This is a genomic window from Streptomyces sp. NPDC023723 (assembly GCF_040639815.1).
Taxonomy (GTDB): Bacteria; Actinomycetota; Actinomycetes; order Streptomycetales; family Streptomycetaceae; genus Streptomyces.
The window spans coordinates 122,329-142,718 of sequence record NZ_JBFAAP010000014.1; the positions used below are offsets into that span (position 1 = coordinate 122,329).

15 protein-coding genes and 1 pseudogene are annotated in these 20,390 nt (G+C 73.2%); 9 read left to right on the plus strand and 7 right to left on the minus strand.

The window, feature by feature from the left end; all coding sequences use genetic code 11:
* Positions 1 to 64: 64 nt before the first annotated feature.
* The 5 genes from AB0G32_RS17975 to AB0G32_RS17995 form a co-directional block, all read right to left on the minus strand.
* A complete protein-coding gene (locus tag AB0G32_RS17975; RefSeq protein ID WP_361163663.1) occupies positions 65 to 1,012 on the minus strand; it encodes an alpha/beta hydrolase in 948 nt (315 codons plus the stop codon).
* The gene (locus AB0G32_RS17980) at positions 1,009 to 1,497 is read right to left on the minus strand and encodes a phage holin family protein (protein WP_361163665.1); all 489 of its coding nucleotides are present in this window, start codon (positions 1,495 to 1,497) and stop codon (positions 1,009 to 1,011) included. Before AB0G32_RS17980 ends, AB0G32_RS17975 begins: the two co-directional genes overlap by 4 nt.
* A 104-nt stretch (positions 1,498 to 1,601) precedes the next feature.
* Complete coding sequence (gene nhaA, locus AB0G32_RS17985) at positions 1,602 to 3,029, minus strand: Na+/H+ antiporter NhaA (RefSeq protein WP_361163667.1); 1,428 nt, start codon at positions 3,027 to 3,029, stop codon at positions 1,602 to 1,604.
* 158 nt (positions 3,030 to 3,187) lie between these two features.
* The gene (acs, locus tag AB0G32_RS17990) at positions 3,188 to 5,143 is read right to left on the minus strand and encodes an acetate--CoA ligase (RefSeq protein WP_361163669.1); all 1,956 of its coding nucleotides are present in this window, start codon (positions 5,141 to 5,143) and stop codon (positions 3,188 to 3,190) included.
* Between the two features lie 448 nt (positions 5,144 to 5,591).
* Positions 5,592 to 7,937: a SulP family inorganic anion transporter gene (locus AB0G32_RS17995; protein WP_361163671.1), complete on the minus strand. Its 2,346-nt coding sequence runs from the start codon at positions 7,935 to 7,937 to the stop codon at positions 5,592 to 5,594.
* A 348-nt stretch (positions 7,938 to 8,285) separates the two neighbouring features.
* On the opposite strand from AB0G32_RS17995, the gene AB0G32_RS18000 reads away from it, so the two are divergent.
* Together AB0G32_RS18000 and AB0G32_RS18005 are read left to right on the plus strand one after the other, a co-directional pair.
* Positions 8,286 to 9,548, plus strand: coding sequence for a hypothetical protein (locus AB0G32_RS18000; protein ID WP_361163673.1), 1,263 nt, complete (start codon positions 8,286 to 8,288; stop codon positions 9,546 to 9,548).
* Positions 9,549 to 9,709: 161 nt separating this feature from the next.
* Complete coding sequence (locus AB0G32_RS18005) at positions 9,710 to 10,540, plus strand: oxidoreductase (protein WP_361163675.1); 831 nt, start codon at positions 9,710 to 9,712, stop codon at positions 10,538 to 10,540.
* A 370-nt stretch (positions 10,541 to 10,910) separates the two neighbouring features.
* Here AB0G32_RS18005 and AB0G32_RS18010 read toward each other — a convergent pair whose 3' ends face one another.
* On the minus strand, positions 10,911 to 11,792 hold the full coding sequence (locus AB0G32_RS18010) for an HAD-IB family hydrolase (RefSeq protein WP_361163677.1): 882 nt from the start codon (positions 11,790 to 11,792) through the stop codon (positions 10,911 to 10,913).
* A gap of 611 nt (positions 11,793 to 12,403) precedes the next feature.
* On the opposite strand from AB0G32_RS18010, the gene ssd reads away from it, so the two are divergent.
* The 7 genes and pseudogenes from ssd to AB0G32_RS18045 form a co-directional block, all read left to right on the plus strand.
* Positions 12,404 to 13,507 carry a septum site-determining protein Ssd gene (gene ssd, locus AB0G32_RS18015; RefSeq protein WP_361163679.1) on the plus strand — a complete coding sequence of 368 codons (1,104 nt, stop codon included), beginning with the start codon at positions 12,404 to 12,406 and terminating at the stop codon, positions 13,505 to 13,507.
* On the plus strand, positions 13,504 to 14,802 hold the full coding sequence (locus tag AB0G32_RS18020) for a TadA family conjugal transfer-associated ATPase (protein WP_361163681.1): 1,299 nt from the start codon (positions 13,504 to 13,506) through the stop codon (positions 14,800 to 14,802). Before ssd ends, AB0G32_RS18020 begins: the two co-directional genes overlap by 4 nt.
* Positions 14,786 to 15,679, plus strand: a complete 894-nt coding sequence (locus AB0G32_RS18025) for a type II secretion system F family protein (protein ID WP_361163683.1) — start codon at positions 14,786 to 14,788, stop codon at positions 15,677 to 15,679. The genes AB0G32_RS18020 and AB0G32_RS18025 overlap by 17 nt, the downstream gene beginning before the upstream one ends.
* On the plus strand, positions 15,676 to 16,497 hold the full coding sequence (locus AB0G32_RS18030; RefSeq protein ID WP_361163685.1) for a type II secretion system F family protein: 822 nt from the start codon (positions 15,676 to 15,678) through the stop codon (positions 16,495 to 16,497). The genes AB0G32_RS18025 and AB0G32_RS18030 overlap by 4 nt, the downstream gene beginning before the upstream one ends.
* 79 nt (positions 16,498 to 16,576) lie before the next feature.
* Positions 16,577 to 16,807, plus strand: coding sequence for a DUF4244 domain-containing protein (locus AB0G32_RS18035; protein WP_361163687.1), 231 nt, complete (start codon positions 16,577 to 16,579; stop codon positions 16,805 to 16,807).
* The gene (locus AB0G32_RS18040) at positions 16,794 to 17,171 is read left to right on the plus strand and encodes a TadE family type IV pilus minor pilin (RefSeq protein ID WP_361163689.1); all 378 of its coding nucleotides are present in this window, start codon (positions 16,794 to 16,796) and stop codon (positions 17,169 to 17,171) included. The genes AB0G32_RS18035 and AB0G32_RS18040 overlap by 14 nt, the downstream gene beginning before the upstream one ends.
* Before the next feature lie 161 nt (positions 17,172 to 17,332).
* A pseudogene (locus tag AB0G32_RS18045) lies at positions 17,333 to 17,728 on the plus strand (Rv3654c family TadE-like protein); the annotation flags it as partial.
* Here AB0G32_RS18045 and AB0G32_RS18050 read toward each other — a convergent pair.
* Positions 17,706 to 20,309 (minus strand): DEAD/DEAH box helicase, encoded by a 2,604-nt coding sequence (locus AB0G32_RS18050; protein ID WP_361163691.1) that lies wholly within the window; start codon positions 20,307 to 20,309, stop codon positions 17,706 to 17,708. The pseudogene AB0G32_RS18045 and the gene AB0G32_RS18050 sit on opposite strands and share 23 nt — an antisense overlap.
* Positions 20,310 to 20,390 lie beyond the last annotated feature (81 nt).

Genomic DNA, 20,390 nt, shown 5'->3' on the forward strand with positions numbered 1-20,390 from the left:
CCAAGGTCGATAACCGCTCCCGAGGCCCCCAATTGGCCTATGCGCCGGGCATGTGGCCGCTCGGTCACCGATCGGGTTCCGGGTCCTTCAGCCAATTGATCAGTTCGGTGGAGAAAGTGACCGGGTCTTCCTCGTGGGGGAAGTGGCCGAGGCCGTCGAACAGCCGCCAGCGGTAGGGGGCTTCGACGTACTCGCCGCTGCCGGCCGCGCTGCGGGTGCGGGTCACCGGGTCGAGCGAGCCGTGCAGATGCAGCGTCGGCACCCGCACCGGCCGCTTCATCCGCCGGTTGAACTGGATGCCGTCGGGCCGGGCCAGGGAGCGCACCATCCAGCGGTACGGCTCGATCGAGCAGTGCGCCGTGGACGGGATGCACATGGCGCGGCGGTAGACCTCCACCGCGTCGTCCTCGGGCGGCCGGGGTCCGGACCACTCGCGAATCAGCTTCCCCACCAGCGCGCCGTCGTCGGCGGTCAGCTGCCGCTCCGGGACCCAGGGCCGCTGGAACCCCCAGATGTAGGAGTTGGCGCGGGTCTGCCGGGCGTCCCGCAGCATGGCCGAGCGCCAGCGGCGCGGGTGCGGCATCGAGGACACGGCGAGCCGCCGGACCAGTTTGGGGCGCATCGCCGCGGCCGTCCACGCCAGATAGCCGCCCAGATCGTGACCGACCAGCGCGGCGTCCGGCTCGCCGAGCGAGCGGATCACGCCGGTGATGTCCAGCGCGAGGCCGGCCGGGTCGTAGCCGCGCGGGGTGCGGTCGCTGCCGCCGACGCCGCGCAGGTCCATGGCGACCGCGCGGAACCCCGCGTCGGCGAGCGCGCCGAGCTGGTGCCGCCAGGTCCACCAGAACTGCGGGAAGCCGTGCAGCAGCAGTACCAGCGGTCCGTCACCCAGCTCGGCGATGTGGAAGCGGGCGCCGTTGGCGGCGACGTCCCGGTGCAGCACCTGGCGCCCGGGCAGGTCGAGCAGTACGGGCGAACCGGGTTGCGCCGGGGGTGTGGCGGGATCCGTCATGAGGACGAGCGTGCCACAGCCTCGATGGCTTCGGGGGACCGGTCCTTGGCCAGCTCGGGACGCGGGTGCGGCTTGGCGTTCTGGAGCACGCCCGCCGACTGCTTCACGGAGGCGGCGACCTTCTGCGGGCCCTTGCCCTTCTTGGCCTTCTTGGCGAAGACCATGCCGATCAGCGCGAGGACGACGGCGACCAGCACGTTGGCCGCGAAGGAGAGCAGGAAGCAGAGCGCCAGGTTCCAGTGGCTCCAGGTGCGGATGCCGTACGCCAGGGCGAAGTTCAGCATCGGGAGCGAGAACACCAGCAGGGCGCCCGCCAGCGAGAACGCGCCCCCGCTGGTGGCCCCCTTCTTGACGTCCTGCTTGAGCTGCGCCTTGGCCAGCGCGATCTCGTCGTGCACGAGCGCCGACATGTCGGTGGTCGCCGAGGCGAACAGCTGGCCGATGCTGCGTTCGGTACCGACCGGGCTGCCGTCGGGTGCGCTCATCGCGGTCTCCCTCTACTTCTGCTTCGCTGCGGACTTCGCTGCCGAACTCGTCTGCGTACGGTTCCGTCTTTTGTACCGTCTCGCTTTTGTACCGTCTCGTCAGATCATGCCGGACGGTCGCCCTGCTCGCCTGCCCCGCCCGTCACTTCGGCAAGCCGCGCGGCCTCCCGCTCCCGGGCGATCCGCCGGGCGATCCGGCGGTGCTCGGCGGCCTTCTGCTCGTAACGGGCCGCCATCCGCAGGTGGTACGCCGGGTCGTCCTGCTCGTAGACGTCGGGAACGCCGCTCTCGTCCTCGTCGCGTTCCTCCGCCTCGTACAGCGCCCGGTACTTGGCGTTGCGGATCCGCAGCAGGACCGTGGCCAGCAGGGCCGCGACGACCGAGCCGGTCAGTACGGCGGCCTTGACCTCGTCGGTCAGCACCGCGTCGCCCTCGAAGGCCAGCTCGCCGATGAGCAGGGAGACGGTGAAGCCGATGCCGGCCAGGGTGGCCACCGCGAACACGTCCGCCCACGCCAGGTCCTCGCTGAGCGAGGCCCGGGTGAAGCGGGCGGTGAGCCAGGTGCCGCCGAAGATGCCGAGCGTCTTGCCGACGACGAGACCGAGGACGACACCGAGCGTCTCCGGCTTGCCGAACACGTCGCCGAGGGCCCCGCCCGAGATGGAGACGCCTGCGCTGAACAGCGCGAACACCGGCACCGCCAGCCCCGCCGACAGCGGCCGTACGAGGTGCTCGACGCGCTCGCCCGGGGAGCGCTCCTCGCCCTGGTGGCGGTGGCAGCGCAGCATCAGGCCCATCGCGACGCCGGCGATAGTGGCGTGGATGCCGCTGTTGTACATCAGCGCCCAGATGACGAGGCCCAGCGGGACGTACACGTACCAGCCGCGTACGCCCTTGCGGAGCAGGAGCCAGAAGACGGCGAGGCCGAGGACCGCGCCGCCGAGGGCGGCGAAGTTCAGGGAGCCGGTGAAGAAGACCGCGATGATCAGGATCGCGAACAGGTCGTCGACGACGGCGAGGGTGAGCAGGAAGGCGCGCAGCGCGCTGGGCAGCGAGGTGCCGATGACGGCGAGCACGGCCAGCGCGAAGGCGATGTCGGTGGCGGTGGGCACCGCCCAGCCGGCCAGTGAGCCGCCACCGGCCGTGTTGGTGAGGGTGTAGACCAGCGCGGGGGCGGCCATGCCGCACAGCGCGGCCACCACGGGCAGCGCGGCGGCCCGCGGATCTTTCAGGTCCCCGGCGACCAGCTCGCGCTTCAGCTCGATGCCGGCGACGAAGAAGAAGACGGCCAGCAGTCCGTCGGCGGCCCAGTGCGCGATCGACAGCTCCAGGCCGAGGGCGGCGGGGCCGAGCTGGAAGTGGCTGACGCTCTCGTAGCTGTGGCCGAAGGCCGGTACGTTCGCCCAGATCAGCGCCGTGATCGCGGCGACCAGCAGCAGGACTCCGCCGACCGTCTCGGTGCGCAGCGCGTCCGCGAGGTAGGTCCGCTCCGGGAAGGAGAGCCGGCCGAGAAGCTTGCGGGGCGTGGACACGGGGAGGAGCCTTCCGGTCGGTGAACAAGTCGGTGAGCAGCACGAATCGTGTGCCGACCAGACTTCCCGGCGCCCCATTTGGATCTTGTACGGTTGTTGACCTTCTTCTTACCTTACCGGTGGGGGCGCTCCGTGCGCGCCGGGCGCCCCCACCGTGCTCAGTCCTCGCTCGGCGCGGCCGGCAGCTTGGTCTGGATGAGGTCCATGACCGTGGAGTCGGTGAGCGTGGTCACGTCACCGAGCTGCCGGTTCTCCGCCACGTCGCGCAGCAGCCGGCGCATGATCTTGCCGGAGCGGGTCTTGGGCAGCTCGGCCACCGGCAGGATCCGCTTCGGCTTGGCGATCGGGCCGAGCGTGGCTCCGACGTGGTCGCGGAGCTGCCCGACCAGTTCCTCGGTCTCCGCCGCCGTGCCGCGCAGGATGACGAAGGCGACGATGGCCTGGCCGGTGGTCTCGTCGGCGGCGCCGACCACGGCCGCCTCGGCGACCGACGGGTGGGAGACGAGGGCGGACTCGACCTCGGTGGTGGAGATGTTGTGCCCGGAGACCAGCATCACGTCGTCGACCCGGCCGAGCAGCCAGATGTCGCCGTCGTCGTCCTTCTTGGCGCCGTCCCCGGCGAAGTACTTGCCCTCGAACCGGGACCAGTACGTGTCCAGGAAGCGCTGGTCGTCGCCCCAGATGGTGCGCAGCATCGACGGCCAGGGCTCGGTGAGGACCAGGTAACCGCCGCCGCCGTTCGGCACCTCGTTCGCCTCGTCGTCGACGACGGTGGCGGAGATGCCGGGCAGCGCGCGCTGGGCGGAGCCGGGCTTGGCCTCGGTGACGCCCGGCAGCGGGGAGATCATCATCGCCCCGGTCTCGGTCTGCCACCAGGTGTCGACGACGGGGGTGGTGCCGGCGCCGATGTGCTTGCGGTACCAGACCCATGCCTCGGGGTTGATCGGCTCGCCGACCGAGCCCAGCACCCGCAGGCTGCTCAGGTCGAACTTGGCGGGGATGTCGTCGCCCCACTTCATGAACGTCCGGATCGCGGTGGGCGCGGTGTAGAGGATCGTCACGCCGTACTTCTGCACGATCTCCCAGAACCGGCCCTGGTGCGGGGTGTCCGGGGTGCCCTCGTACATCACCTGGGTGGCGCCGTTGGCGAGCGGTCCGTAGACGATGTACGAGTGCCCGGTGACCCAGCCGACGTCGGCGGTGCACCAGTAGACGTCGGTCTCCGGCTTGAGGTCGAAGACCGCCCAGTGGGTGTACGCCGTCTGGGTCAGATAGCCGCCGGAGGTGTGCAGGATGCCCTTCGGCTTCCCCGTCGTACCGGACGTGTACAGGATGAACAGAGGGTGCTCGGCGTCGAACGCCTCCGGCGTGTGCTCGGCGGACTGCCGCTCGACGGTCTCGTGCCACCACTTGTCGCGCGCGTCGTGCCAGGCGACGTCCTGGCCGGTGCGGCGGACGACGAGGACGTGCTCCACGTTCCCGGCGCGCTCGACGGCCTCGTCGACGGCCGGCTTGAGCGCGGAGGGCTTGCCGCGCCGGTAGCCGCCGTCGGAGGTGATGACGACCCGCGCGTCGGCGTCCTGGATGCGGGTGGCGAGCGCGTCCGCCGAGAAGCCGCCGAAGACCACCGAGTGAGCGGCGCCGACGCGGGCACAGGCCAGCATCGCGATCGCCGTCTCCGGGATCATCGGCATGTAGACGGCGACCCGGTCGCCCTTCCGCACGCCCAGCTCCAGCAGGGCGTTGGCGGCCTTGGAGACCTCGTCCTTCAGCTCGGCGTAGGTGATCGCGCGGCTGTCGCCGGGCTCGCCCTCGAAGTGGATGGCGACCCGGTCGCCGTGCCCGGCCTCCACATGCCGGTCCACGCAGTTGTACGCGACGTTGAGCTCGCCGTCCTTGAACCACTTGGCGAACGGCGGGTTCGACCAGTCCAGCGTCTCGGTCGGCTCTTTCGCCCAGCTCAGCCGGCGGGCCTGCTCGGCCCAGAAGCCGAGCCTGTCAGCCTTGGCCTGGTCGTACGCCTGCGCCGTGACGTTGGCGTGCGCGGCCAGCTCGGCGGGCGGCGCGAACCTACGCTCTTCACGCAGCAGGTTGGCCAAGGAGTCATTGCTCACGACATCTCCCTTTCCCAGGGTTGTCCGTTGTGTCCCAGGCCACAGCTCATCAGACCGCACGGTCCGGTGACAAGGGTCGACGGACAATTGGTGTAGACCTGTTGGCCGGCTGACCCTGTTGGACCGGCTGGTCCTTTGGCCGGTTGGCCGGTTGGCCGGCTGACCCTGTGGGGCCCGGTCGGCCCTGTGGCGCTGGCTGGTCCGTGGGGCAGGCTGGTCCCTGGGGCTGGCTGCTCCGGTGGACTGGCTGGTCCCTGGGGCCCGGTCGGCCCTGTTGGACCTGTCGGCCCGTCGGGCCTGCCGCCGGAGCGGGTCTCGCTCCGGCGGTCCGGCGGTCCGATGCCACCGGGGTCGTCCCTGTTCACGGACGCGGGACGGCCGGAGTTCAGTCCTTCCCCGCTTTGCACAGGTCACACCGGCCGGTTGACGGGCCGGTCAGACGGGCCGGTCAGACGGGCTGGTCGTCCGCTTCCCGGACGAGCTCGAAGACCGGCCGGCCCTCGTGCTCGGTGAGCAGGTACGACTGGGCCTCGCCCACGTGGAAGTACATGCCGTGCAGTTCCAGCGTGCCCTCCCGCAGGGCGCGGACGACCGAGTCGTGGGCCCGCAGATGGGCCAGTTGCTGGACCACGTTGGTCAGTCCGAGCCGCTCGACCGAGTCGGCGGGCCGGCGTCCGGCCAGCGGCGCCCAGTCGCCGTCGTCGTCGGTCATCCGCTCCAGACTCGGCCGGCCGTGCCGCAGCCAGCGCTTCAGCGGGGTGTGCGCACCCCTGGGTTCGCTGCTGAGCAGGGCCTGCATCGCACCGCACCCGGAGTGCCCGCACACCGTGATGGACCGCACCTTCAGTACGTCCACCGCGTACTCGATGGCGGCGGCCACCGAGTCGTCGCCGCTCTCCGCGCCGGGCAGCGGCACGAGATTGCCCACGTTGCGGACCACGAACAGGTCACCGGGGCCGCTGGAGGTGATCATCGAGGTGACCAGCCGGGAGTCGGCGCAGGTCAGGAAGAGCTGTGAGGGCTGCTGTCCTTCGCGGGCCAGCCGGGCCAGCTCGCCGCGGACCAGGGGGGCCGTGTTGCGCTGGAAGGCGTTGATGCCGCGGGCCAGATCGCGTCCGCTCTCCCGGCCGTCCGGCTGACCGGCGCGCTGCGGCAGGTCGCCGGAGAGGGACGCGGGCCGCGGCCGGTCGCACTGGTGGTTGCGCCAGGCCGTCCAGGGGCGGCAGCGGCAGTTCTCCGACTCCGGTTCGGAGAGGCGGGTGCCGGGCCGGCGGCCGGTGATGTCGATCGAGCCGCCCCGCGCGGTGTGCGTCTTCTGCCAGTCCTGGAGCGTCTCGTAGGCGGCGTGATCCATGAACGAGCCGTCCAGCTCCACCACGACGTCCACCCCCTGCGGGACGAGGTGCAGGGCGCGGCTGAGCCGGGGCACCGCCAGGAAGGTCAACTGGCCGCGGACATGGACGTGATGGACTCCTTCTCTCTCGTCGTGGGTGATTCGGGTGCGGGTCAGGCGGTGCAGGGCGACGCCGACGGCGACGGCGATGCCCAGCGCGACGCCCTCCAGGACGCCGAAGAACACCACGCCGGCGGTGGTGACCGCGTAGACCAGCGCCTCGCGGTGGCGGGTGACCGTGCGGATGTGGTTCAGCGACACCATCTGGATGCCGACGGCCATGACCAGGGCGGCGAGCGAGGCGAGCGGGATCAGCTCCAGGACCGGGACCAGCAGCAGCGCGGCGATCACTACGAGAACGCCGTGCAGCATCGTGGAGTTCCGGCTCACCGCACCGGCGTTGACGTTCGCCGTGCTGCGGACGGCGACGCCGGCGATGGGCAGTCCGCCGAGCGTGCCGGAGACGATGTTGGACGCGCCCTGGCCGAGCAGCTCGCGGTCGAGGTGGGCGCGTCCGACCCGGCCGGTCAGGTCCTCCCGGGCGGCGACCAGCTTGTCCACGGCGACCGCGCCGAGCAGCGACTGCACGCTGCACACCAGGGTGATGGTGAGGACGGCGGCGACCAGGCCGAGCACCGGGCCGTCGGGCAGCGCGGCCAGCGCGTGGCTGTTCCAGGACGGCAGGTCGACCATGGGCAGCCGGAGCCCGACGAGGGCGGCGACGGCGCTGGCCCCGGCGACGGCGACGAGCGCGGCCGGGACGGTGCGCAGCGCCTGGCCGGCCCGGCCGGGAATCCGGGGCCACATGAGCAGCAGGGCGAGGGTCAGCGCGCTCACCGACACGTCGGCGGCGTGCAGACCGGCCAACTGGGCGGGCAGCGCCCTCAGGTTGTCGGGGACGGAGCTCTGCGGGGTGCCGCCCAGGACGATGTGCAGCTGGGCGACGGCGATGGTGACGCCGATGCCGGCCAGCATGCCGTGCACGATGGCGGGGCTGACGGCGAGCGCGGTGCGGGCCACGCGCAGGCAGCCGAGGCCCAGTTGGGCGAGGCCGGCGAGGACGGTGATGGCGCAGGTCGTGCGCCATCCGTACTGCTGGATGAGGTCGGCGGTGACCACCGTCAGGCCGGCGGCCGGGCCGCTGACCTGGAGCGGGCAGCCGCCCAGCCAGCCGCCGACGATGCCGCCCACCGCGGCGGCGACGAGGCCGGACTGGAGCGGGGCGCCGGTGGCGAGGGCGATACCCAGGGACAGCGGCAGGGCGATCAGGAAGACCGCGATCGAGGCCGACACGTCGGCGCCGGCGATACGGAAGCGGCCCGGGCCCTTCGGCGGGCTGTGCGGCGGATGCACGTGCTTGGGGCGGTCCGACTCGGCACGGGTGGGAACGCAGGCTGACATGTTTTCCCGTCTCCTCCGGGGCTGCGCGGTCGCGTTGCATGGGGGGTCCCGCTCGGGGCGGGGTCGGTCGCGGCCGTGGGTCACGGCATACAGCGGCGGGATGCCTCAGCGCCGAAATGCTCGCGCTGAGTAAATGGATCGTAATGCAAAGTAAAGGCCAGGAATAGTTTTTACCCTCATATGGAGTAGTAGGACGCTCGTAGGAGTGAACGGGGCATTTGATCGGCTTGTCGTACTAATTCCTTCTCGATTCCGTGCGAGCTTGACCGCGCTGACGGCTCGGCCCGGCACAGCACCCGACATCGCCGTCATCGGCGTTGGCCCGAGAGAAGGAAGAAGGTGGGCGGAATGGCCGCCACCCACAGGATCGCCGCGGGCACCGTGATCGCCGCGGTCTGCGCCGCGTCGCTCGCCGGCTGCGGCACCGACGACGCCGGGGGAGGCGCGCACGGCCCGAAGGCCAAGCAGGCCCCGGCGCCGAAGAACGCGGTCCGGCTGATCGGCGACGGCTCCACCGCCTACACCGGTGCGCAGCCGCGCCTGCCCAGGCCCGAGCGGCTCAAGCCCGGCCAGAAACCGCCCCAGTTCGTGGTGTTCTCCTGGGACGGCGCGGGCGAGGACAGTCAGAAACTGTTCTCCCACTTCCGCGCGGTGGCCAAGAAGAACAACGCGACGATGACGTACTTCCTCAGCGGCGTGTACCTGCTGCCGGAGGAGAAGCGGGACCAGTACCGGCCGCCGCAGCATTCGCCGGGCCGGTCCGACATCGGCTTCGGCGACGCGCAGGGCATCGCCGACACCGTCGAGCAGCTCCGGCTGGCCTGGCGCGAGGGCAACGAGATCGGCACCCACTTCAACGGCCACTTCTGCGGCGCCGACGGCGGGGTCGGCGAGTGGTCGGTCGAGGAGTGGAAGGACGAGATCCGCCAGGCGAAACGATTCGTCAAGAGCTGGAAGACCAATACCGGGTCGGCGAAGGCCGCACCGCTGCCCTTCGACTACGACAAGGAGCTGATCGGCGCCCGCACGCCCTGCCTGGAGGGCCAGAAGAACTTCACCGAGGCCGCCGCCGAGCTGGGCTTCCGCTACGACAGCAGCGGCGTCAACAACCAGGTCTGGCCCAAGAAGAAGAACGGCCTGTGGGATCTGTCCATGCAGCTGGTGCCCTTCCCCGGGCACTCCTACGAACAGCTCACCATGGACTACAACTTCATGGTCAACCAGTCCGGCACCACCACCCAGGGCGACCCCGCGATGCACGAGTTCTGGGGCGACCAGATGCGCGACGGCCTCCTCAAGGGCTTCGAGCGCGCCTACGACGGCAACCGCGCGCCGCTGATCATCGGCAACCACTTCGAGTCCTGGAACGGCGGCACGTACATGCGCGCGCTGGAGGAGGTCGTCGAGGAGGTGTGCACCAAGAAAGACGTGCGCTGCGTCTCCTTCCGGCAGCTCGCCGACTGGCTGGACGCACAGGACCCCGGGACGCTGCGCAAGCTGCGCGACCTGGAGGTGGGCGAGCCGCCGAAGAAGGGCTGGGCGTCCTACCTGTCGGCCGACCCGGCCCCGGCCCCCAAGGGCGTGCCGGGGGCCCCGGCGGAGAAGCGGTAGCCGGGCGGGCGGGGCGGACGGGACGGGGTGCGGGGCGCGGCGGGGCTCGGTGGGGAAGCCGTAGCCCTAGTCGTGGCCCTATCCCTAGCCAGGGCCCGAGTCGTGGGTGTGGCCGTCGGTGGCCGGTTCCCGGCGCGGGGCGGGCGCGTAGGGTCGTACTCATGAGTACGACAGGTGCGACCGCCGAGTCCGACCCGCTGGCGGCCCTGGGCGCACTGCCCGGCGCGGCCGAGTCCGTGGAGTCCGTGCGCAAGGCCGTGGACCGGGTCTACGGCCACCGGATCATGCGACGCCGCAGCAACGAGATCACCTCCGAGGCGGCGTTGCGCGGCGCGCGCGGTTCGGCGGCGCTGTCCGGCGCCGACTGGGCCCTGGAAGAGGTGCGCCGGCGCGCCGACTTCAGCGGCGACGGCGAGGCGCGCACGGTCGGCGCGGCGCTGCGGCTGACCGCGGAGGCGGGCCAGCTGCTGTCCGTCTGGCGGCAGTCGCCGCTGCGGGTGCTGGCCCGGCTGCACCTGGTGGCGGCGGCGGACCAGGCCGAGCAGGTGGGACGCCCCCGGCGGGCGGGGGAGCCGGTCGACGAGCCGCTGGTCGAGCTGCCGCTGCCGGATGCCGAGGAGGCGCACGGCCGGCTGGAAGGGCTCGCCGGGCTGATCGTCGCGGGCGGCTCCGCACCGGCCCTGGTGACGGCCGCCGTGGTGCACGGCGAACTGCTCGCGCTGCGCCCGTTCGTCTCCCACAACGGCCTGGTCGCGCGCGCGGCCGAACGGATCGTCCTGGTCGGCAGCGGCCTGGACCCCAAGTCGGTCTGCCCCGCCGAGGTCGGGTACGCCGAGCTGGGCCGGGCGGCGTATCTGGCGGCCCTGGACGGATATGTCTCCGGGACGGCCGAGGGCATGGCCGCCTGGATCGAGCACTGCGGCAAGGCGGTCGTGCTGGGGGCTCGGGAGTCGACGGCCGTGTGCGAGGCGCTTCAGCGCGGGGCGGCGTAGATCCACCCGGATCTCCGCACCGGACACAGGTTGCGGCGGTACGGGATCCGTACCGCCGCTGGCACGCTCACCGGGTTACCAGGCGTCCTTTATATGTCGCCCATCAGGTCGGGAACTTCGCCCGTCACCTGGTGCGGCTGGCCCGTAATCGACGGGTCGACGTCGCGTGGGTGCTCGGTGACCATGCTCGGTCCGTGGGGCCATATGCGTTATTAAGGTGATCCTCTCGGATGTCCTTGGTCTCGCGGGCCGTTGAGTCCTTTGTACTCCAGGCGGGGGGCAAGCGGAAGTGGTGCCCACACTTCTTTACTTTTAGGTTCAAATTGAATTTTCGTCTCAAACGAGACGCATGGGGGCCCAGTGCCCCGGGTCAGGCCACGGTCGCCCGGCGGCGGCTGGCGTACCAGACGAGTCCCGCCGTGGCCGCCGCGGCCCCTATCGCGGCGGCGGCGACCAGCGCCGGCCGGGGCGGTACGGAGAACCCGGGGATGCGCTGCTTGAGCCGGACCGGCCGGTGGAAGTCGAGGATCGGCCACTCGCGCGCGAGTGCCTCACGGCGCAGCGCCCGGTCCGGATTGACGGCGTGCGGATGGCCGACCGCCTCCAGCATCGGCAGGTCGGTCGCCGAGTCGCTGTAGGCGTAGCAGCGGGCCAGGTCGTACCCCTCGGAGGCGGCCAGCTCCCGGATCGCCTCGGCCTTCGTCGGCCCGTACGCGTAGTACTCCACCTCGCCGGTGAAGCAGCCGTCGTCGCCCACCACCATGCGGGTGGCCACCACCCGGTCGGCACCGAGGAGCTCGCCGACCGGCTCGACGACCTCGGCGCCCGACGTGGAGACGATCACGACGTCCCGGCCGGCCGTGTGGTGCTCCTCGATCAGGGAGGCGGCCTCGTCGTAGATGATCGGGTCGATCAGGTCGTGCAGCGTCTCGGCGACGAGTTCCTTGACCTGCTCGACGTTCCAGCCGCGGCAGAGCGCGGACAGGTACGCGCGCATCCGCTCCATCTGGTCGTGGTCGGCGCCGCCCGCGAGGAAGACGAACTGGGCATATGCGGTCCGCATGACAGCCCTGCGGTTGATCAGGCCGCCTTGGTAGAACGACTTGCTGAACGTCAGCGTGCTCGACTTCGCAATGACCGTCTTGTCCAGGTCAAAGAAGGCCGCGGTGCGGGCGAACGAGTGCGGTGACAAGTGGGTCGGCGAGTGGGTCGGCGAGTGGTTTTCCACGCCCCGAGCATAGGCGCACCCCATTCGGCGTATCGTGGGGCGTGTGGGTTTGCCTGAGAAGGCTCTCGGGTACACCATGGAAGTCACGGATCGTTCGCGACCGTGCTAACCCGGTCCGACTCCTCCCCCCCCCGAGTCGGCCGTGGAGACGACCCCCGCTCTCCCCCCCGGCGGGGGTCGTCGCATGTCCGGATGGGTTTTCGCGCGGACCGCGGGCCCCGGACGCCACTCTTTCCCGATCATCCTCGCCTCTTTTCCGTGATCGCTCACTGTCACTGTGCGTAGCGATTGGACTGCTCTGCGACAGTCTTGCGCAGTCGCTCGCGGAGCGCACGGGTCTCACCGGTATGGGTGACGGCGATATTCACAATCGTCGAGTTGTCCACAGTTATCAACCAAGATCCACACGATTTCCCGGTTCACTGCACCGTGATTCCAACGCGTCCCGGCCGCGCCGAGTTCACGGCGGCTTCGGTTTGTCGGACGCGGGCCGCCGGTTTCCGTCGGCCACTCAAATGAAGGCCGGTCGCCGGTTCTTCACACGTTTGGGAATCGCGGGGTCCGGGCGGCCGCGCGAGACGCCTGGGCCCTTCTGGCGCCCAGGACGCCCAGGATGACCGAGGGGGACGCACACCATGACCGGAACCGTCACGCACGATCCGCCGCCCGCCGCCGCAGGACGGCAGAGCGGACCGCTGATCGTCACCGAGGACCCCGACCTGCTCGACGACCTGCTGCGGCTGTGCGCGGCGGCGGGCGCCACCCCCGAGGTGCATCCCTCGGTGCCCGAGCGGCGGGGCGGCTGGGAGGCCGCGCCGCTCGTCCTGGTGGGCGACGACGCCGCACACCGGCTGCGGGGAGCGCCCCGCAGACGCCAAGTGGTGCTGGTCGGCCGCGACCAGGACGACCCCGGCGTGTGGCGGCGGGCCGTCGAGATCGGCGCCGACCACGTCCTGATGCTGCCCGACGGCGAACAGTGGCTGGTCGACCGCATCGCCGACGTCGCCGAGGGCGTCGGCCGGCCCGCGCTCACCGTGGGCGTCATCGGCGGCCGGGGCGGCGCCGGGGCCTCCACCCTGGCCTGCGCGCTCGCCGTCACCGCCGCGCGGGAGGGGCTGCGCACCCTGCTGGTGGACGCCGACCCCCTGGGCGGCGGACTCGACGTGCTGCTGGGCGGCGAGACCACCGAGGGGCTGCGCTGGCCCGCGTTCGCCGCCTCGCGCGGCCGGGTCGGCGGCGGCGCCCTGGAGGAGTCACTGCCCGAACTGCACTCCCTGCGGGTGCTCAGCTGGGACCGCGGCGACTGCGTCGCGGTACCTCCCCAGGCGGTCCGCGCGGTGCTCGCCGCGGCCCGGCGCCGGGGCGGAGCGGTCGTCGTCGACCTGCCGCGCCGGATCGACGACGGGGTGGCCGAGGTCCTCGCCCAGCTCGATCTCGGGGTGCTCGTCGTCCCGGCCGAACTGCGGGCGGTCGCGGCGGCCGGCCGGATCGCCTCCGCCGTCGGCATGGTCCTGCGCGACCTGCGGGTCGCGGTGCGCGGCCCGGCCGCGCCCGGACTCGACGACCGGGAGGTGGCGCGGCTGCTCGGACTGCCGCTGGCCGGCGAGGTGCCTGCGGAGCCCGGACTGCCGCGCGCCACCGAGGGCGGACATCCACCGGGCGCCGCCGCCCGCGGACCGCTGGCCCGCTTCTGCCGGGAGTTCTGGGAGCGGGCGATGACGGAGACGAGGACCGGATGAGGGCGGCGGGTGGTCTTGGCGCAGGGGGCGGTGGAGGCAGCGGGGGACGGGAGCCCCTGGAGCCGCTCGGGCGAGGGGGCGGCGCAGTGCGCGGGCGCTCCCGGCCGGGCGCCGGCGGGGGCGTGCCGGTGGGGCTGCTCGACGGGGTGCGGCGCCGGCTCGCCGAGAGCGGGGCGGAGCCGACGCCCGCGCACGTGGCGCAGGCGCTGCGCGCGCAGGGGCGGGTGCTCGGCGACGCCGAGATCCTCGGTGCCGCCGAACGGCTGCGGTCCGAGCTCGTCGGCAGCGGGCCCCTGGAGCCGTTGCTCGCCGACCCGTCGGTGACCGACGTACTGGTGTCCGCCCCGGACCGGGTCTGGGTGGACCGGGGCGGCGGACTGGAGCTGACCTCCGTGTCCTTCCCGGACGCCGGGGCGGTACGGCGGCTCGCACAGCGGCTCGCCACCGTCGCCGGGCGCCGCCTCGACGACGCCCGGCCCTGGGTGGACGCCCGGCTGCCCGACGGGACCCGGCTGCACGCGGTACTGCCCCCGGTCGCCGTCGGCTGCGCCTGCCTGTCGCTGCGGGTGGTGCGTCCGCGCGCGTTCACCCTCGACGAGCTGGTCGCCGCGGGGACGGTGCCGCCGGGCGGTGACCGGGTGCTGCGGGCACTGCTGGACGCCCGGCTGTCCTTCCTGGTCAGTGGTGGTACCGGCAGCGGCAAGACGACGTTGCTGAGCGCCTTGCTCGGACTGGTCGGCAGCGGGGAGCGGATCGTGCTCGCCGAGGACTCGGCGGAACTGCGGCCGGACCATCCGCACGTCGTACGCCTGGAGGCCAGAGGGGCCAACCAGGAGGGCGTGGGCCTGGTGACGCTGGAGGACCTGGTGCGCCAGGCGCTGCGGATGCGACCGGACCGGCTGGTCGTCGGCGAGGTGCGGGGACCCGAGGTGGTCCACCTGCTGGCGGCTCTCAATACCGGGCATGAGGGCGGCTGCGGCACGGTGCACGCCAACGCCGCGGCGGACGTCCCGGCCCGGCTGGAGGCGCTCGGCACGGCCGCCGGGCTCGACCGGGCCGCCCTGCACAGCCAGGTGGCCGCCGCGCTTTCGGTACTGCTGCACCTCGTACGCGACCGGACCGGACGGCGGCGGATCGCGGAGGTACGGGTGCTGGAGAGGGACCCGTCGGGGCTGGTGCGGACGGTGCCGGCGCTGCGCTGGGGCGAGCAGGCGTTCGTGCGGGAGCGGGGGTGGGAGCGGCTGCGGGGGCTGCTGACGAGTGACGGGGGTGGTGCGGGTGCTGGGGGTGAGTGAGCTGTCGACCGGGGTGGCCCTGGCGTGCCTCGGGGGCGCGGTGTGGCTGGCCGGTGGGCGGCACTCCGGGGTCCGGCGGGCGCGGCTGCTGCTCGCGGGCGGCGGGGCGGTCGTGACCGGGCCGCCGGGGGCCGACCGGGCGGTGGCAGGTGCCGCGCGGGTGGCCGGGGAGTTGCGTCGGCTCCGCGGGCGGCTGCGGGCCGAGTGGTGGGCCCCGGTGGCCGGGCTGGTGCTGGCGGTGCTGGGGGCGTCGGTCCTGCCGCTCGTCGTGGCGGCGGCCGGGGTTCCGGTACTGCGCCGGACCCGCCTGGCCGGCCGGGCGCGACGTGCCCGGGAGCGGCGGCAGGACGCGGTGATCGGGCTGTGCGCGTTCCTCGCGGGCGAGGTACGGGCGGGCCGGCAGCCGGGTGAGGCGCTGCTGTGCGCCGCGCGGGAGTCCGGCGGGCTCGGCGACGGGCAGCCGGCGGTGCTGGCGGCTGCCCGGTTCGGCGGGGACGTGCCGGGCGCGCTCGCCACGGCGGCGCGGCAGCCCGGCGCCGAAGGGCTGCGGGGGCTCGCCGCGTGCTGGCGGGTGGCCGTCGACCAGGGCGCCGGCCTGGCCACCGGACTGGACCGGCTGGCGGGGGCGCTGCGCGCCGAACGGGACAGCCGGGCCGACCTGCGCGCCCAGTTGGCCGGGGCCCGCGCCACCGCCGCGATGCTGGCCGGCCTGCCGGCCCTGGGCCTGCTGTTCGGTGCGGCCCTCGGGGCCGATCCGCTGCGTGTCCTGCTGCACAGCGGGGCGGGGCTGGGCTGTCTGCTGGCCGGCGGGGCGCTGGAAGGGCTCGGCATGTGGTGGGTGAGCCGGATCGTACGGCGGGCGGAGGCGGAGGCATGAACCAGAACCTTGCCCACAGCCTGGGGGCGGCCCTGGGGACACTGCTGCTCGCCGGCCGGCTGGTGCGGTGGGCGTGCGCCGCCCGGCTCGAACGGAGGGCACGGGGTCGGCTCGCCGCGCTGCTGCCCCCGCCGCCTCCCGAACCCGCGGGGTGTCCTGAGCTCCCGGCGCCTGCGCGTCGGACGCACGGCGATGTACTCGCCCGGCGGGTCCGTGCCTGGCTGCCGCTGGCGGGGACAGTGGGCGCGGGGTGGGCGATGGTCGGCGGTGTCACGGGAGTCCTGGTGGGGGCGGCCGTCGCGGCCGGGCTGTGGCAGTGGCAGCGGCGGCGGCCCGCCGAGGGGGCGGCCGCCCGGAGTGGCGGTGCGGCGGCGGCCCGGCAGTTGCCCCTGGCGGCGGATCTGCTGGCGGCCTGCATCGCGGCGGGGGCCGGCCCGGTGGCCGCTGCCCGGGCCGTCGGGGACGCCCTCGGCGGACCGGTCGGCGACGCGCTGGCCCGTGGTGCGGCCGAGGTCCGGCTGGGCGGCGAACCGGGCGGTGCGTGGCGGGAGCTGGCCGCGATCCGGGGAGCGGCGCCGCTGGCGCGCCTGCTGGAACGCGCCGACGTGTCCGGGCTGCCCGCGGCCGGCCCGGTCGCGCACCTCGCCGAACAGACCCGCGCGGACCGGGCCCGGACCACCACGGCACGGGCCCGGCGCGCGGCCGTCGCGGTCACCGCACCGGTGGGCCTGTGCTTCCTGCCCGCGTTCATCGCGGTGGGCGTACTGCCGGTGGTGATCGGCCTGGCGGGCGGGGTGCTGGGAGGGGGTGGTGGATGAGGAGGAGATGCCGGAAAGGCCACAGAAGGCAGTGCAGTGAGTGAAGGCAGTGCAGTGAGTGAAACCCACGGGGGTCGGAATGTGTCGAATGGTTCGGGCGCGGCTGCGTGCCCTGGTGTGCAGGCTGCGCGCGGTGGACTGGACGGGCTCAGCCGCGCGGCGGGACGGCGGAATGGTCACCTCGGAGTACGCGATGGGCATCGTGGCGGCGGTGGCGTTCGCGGTGGTCCTCTACAAGGTGGTGACCGGCGGAGCGGTCGGCGGTGAGCTGGAACGCATCGTGAAGCAGGCGCTCGATGCGCGGATGTGAGAGGAACGCGAGCCGTCGGGGCGACGGGGGTTTCGTGACCGCCGAGTCGGCCGTGGTGCTTCCGGTGCTGGTGATGTTCGCCCTGGCGCTGGTGTGGGGGCTGCTGGTGGTGGCCGCGCAGATCCAGTGTGTGGACGCGGCCCGCACCGGGGCCCGCGCGGCGGCCCGGCAGGACCCGGCCGACGCGGTCGTCGAGGTGACCCGGGCGGCGGCGCCGGACGGCGCGGAGGTCACGGTCGGCCGGGAGGCGGACCAGGTCCGGGTGGTCGTCGTGGCGAGACCGCCGGTGCTGAGCGGGCTGCCGTTCGAGGTGCGGGAGGAGGCCGTGGCCTCGGTGGAGCGGACGGTGGGGGCGGGGCCGTGAGGGGCGGGTCAGTGGAAGGCGGGGCAGCGAAGGGTGCGGCGGCGACGAGTGCGGTGGCGGGGGATGCGGTGGTGGGAAATGCGGTGGTGGCGGATGTAGCGGTCAAGGGTGCGGCGGTCACGGGTGCGGCGGTCACGGATACGGCGGCAACGGATACGGCGGTGAGTGATGCGGCCCGAGCCCGGCGGGGTCGGCGGGGCCGGCGGGGTCCGCCCCGGCGCGCCACGCCCCGCCCGTACTCCGACCGGGGTTCCGCCACCGTCTGGAGCGTCGGTGTCATCACGGTCCTGTGCGTGGTGTTCGGCGCGGTCCTGGCCCTGGGGCAGGCGGTCGTGGCCCGGCACCGGGCGGCCGGCGGCGCCGACCTCGCGGCACTGGCGGCCGCGGACCACTGGGCGGCGGGCGGTGCCGGGGCGTGCTCCAGAGCCGACCGGGTGGCCCGGGCGCAGGGGGCGCGGATCGTGCGATGCGTGCTCACCGGGCAGGTGTCCGACGTGACGGCCGCGTCGGGACGAGGACCGTTCGCCGCGGAGGTCAGGGCCCGTGCGGGTCCGGCGGAACCGGAGCCGGCCCCTCCGACGGCCCCCCCGCCTCCGACGGCTCCCCTGTCCCCCGCGGCGTCTCCGCCCCCGCTGCCGCCGCCCCTGCCGCCACCGTCGCCTCTCCCGGCTGTCGCGGAGCGGGAGCCCCCCGCAGCAGCACCGTGAGCAGCCGTACCGCGCCCCTCTTGTGCAGTGGGTCGTTGCCGTTGCCGCACTTGGGGGACTGGATGCAGGACGGGCAGCCGGCCTCGCACTCGCAGGAGGCGATGGCCTCGAGGGTCGCGGTGAGCCACTCGCGGGCCGTGTGAAAGGCGCGCTCGGCGAAGCCCGCGCCGCCGGGATGACCGTCGTAGACGAAGACCGTGGGCAGCAGGGTGTCGGGGTGCAGGGGGATCGAGACGCCGCCGATGTCCCAGCGGTCGCAGGTCGCGAAGAGCGGCAGCATGCCGATCGAGGCGTGCTCGGCGGCGTGCAGGGCGCCGCCGAGGATCTCCGGGTTGATCCGGGCGGCGTCGAGCTGGTCCTCGGTGACCGTCCACCACACGGCGCGGGTGCGCAGCGTACGAGGCGGGAGGTCGAGTCTGGACTCGCCGAGGACCTCGCCGGTGATCAGCCGGCGGCGCAGGAAGGAGACCACCTGGTTGGTGACCTCGACGGAGCCGTAGCACAGCCGGCCGTCGCCCCAGGGGACCTCGACGTCGGTCTCCAGCACGGAGATGGCGGTGGTGTCGCGGGCCACCGTCGAGTACGGCGGACTGGCCTGTTCCACCAGGGCGACGGAGTCCTCCAGGTCCAGCGACCGCACCAGATACGTGCGGCCCTGGTGCAGGTGGACCGCGCCCTCGTGGACCGTGGTGTGGGCGGCGCCGGCGTCGACCGTGCCGAGGAGCCGGCCGGTGCCCTCCTCGACGACCTGGACCGGGCGCCCGCCCTCGCCGCGGATGTCGGTGAGGTCGGCGGCCCGTTCGCGGCGGGTCCAGTGCCAGGCCCGGGTCCGGCGCCGGAGCAGTTTCGCGGCCTCCAGCTGCGGCAGCAGTTCCTCGCACGCGGGACCGAACAGCTTCAGGTCCTCCTCCGTCAGCGGCAGCTCGGCCGCCGCCGCGCACAGGTGCGGGGCGAGCACGTACGGGTTGTCGGGGTCGAGGACGGTGGACTCGACGGGCTGGTCGAAGAGGGCCTCGGGGTGGTGGACGAGGAAGGTGTCCAGCGGGTCGTCCCGGGCGACCAGGACGGCCAGCGCTCCCTGTCCGGACCGGCCCGCCCGCCCCGCCTGCTGCCACAGCGAGGCGCGGGTGCCCGGATAGCCGGCGATCACCACGGCGTCCAGGCCGGAGATGTCGACGCCGAGTTCCAGGGCGTTGGTCGCCGCGAGCCCGAGGAGTTCACCGGAGTGCAGCGCGCGTTCGAGGGCGCGGCGTTCCTCGGGCAGATAGCCGCCGCGGTACGCCGCGACCCGCCGGGTCAGTGACCGGTCCACCTCGGCGAGGCGTTCCTGGGCGATGACGGAGATCAGTTCGGCACCGCGCCGGGAGCGGACGAAGGCGATGGAGCGCAGGCCCTGCACGGTGAGGTCGGTGAGGAGGTCGGCGGCCTCGGCGGTGGCGGTGCGGCGGACGGGTGCGCCCTTCTCGCCCTCCAGTTCGGTGAGTGGCGGCTCCCAGAGGGCGAACACCAGTTCACCGCGGGGCGAGGCGTCGTCGGCGACCTCCACCACCGGCAGTCCGGTGAGCCGCCGGGCGGCCGTCGCGGGCTCGGCGGCGGTGGCGGAGGCCAGCAGGAAGACGGGGGAGGAGCCGTAGCGGGCGCACAGCCGCCGCAGCCGGCGCAGCACCTGGGCGACGTGGGAGCCGAACACACCGCGGTAGGTGTGGCATTCGTCGATGACGACGTACTTCAGCGCCTTGAGGAAGGACGACCAGCGGGGGTGGGAGGGCAGGATGCCGCGGTGCAGCATGTCCGGATTGGTGAGGACGAGGGTGGCGTACTGCCGAATCCATTCGCGTTCTTCGAACGCAGTGTCGCCGTCGTGGACGGCGGCGCGCACGGCGCTGCCGAGAGGTTGTGAAAGTTCCTTCACCGCCCGGCACTGGTCGGCGGCGAGGGCCTTCGTCGGGGCCAGGTAGAGGGCGGTGGCGCCGCGGCCGTTCGGCGCCTCGGAGCCGTCCAGGAGGGCCGAGAGGACCGGCACGAGATAGGCCAGGGACTTGCCGGAGGCGGTGCCGGTGGCCACCACCACCGAGTCGCCGTCGAGGGCGTGCTCGACCACGCGTGCCTGGTGGGCCCAGGGGTGTTCGATGCCCGCGGACCGCACCGCGGCGAGCACTTCGGGGCGAATCCCGTCCGGCCAGCGGGCATGGCGACCCGCGCGCGGGGGCAAGTGCTCCGTATGAGTGATGCGCGAAGCCCGGTCCCGCCCCGCGGCGAGCCGGCCCAGGACCGCGCCCGGATCCAGCCGGTCGTCCAGCCGGGAGACGGGGTCCGTCGGGGGTCGTTCGGATCGGTGATTCTTGGCCATCGGCACCGAGTCTGTCACTGGCGTGACGGACAATGGGACCAAGGCGTCGTGCACGCCTGCCGGTAAGTGATTGAATGCCATCGCGGCTGGCGAACCGTCCAGGGGGATCAAGCCGAGGTAACCCCGAGGGGCGACCGCTCGATAGCAAGGTGCTGGAGGATC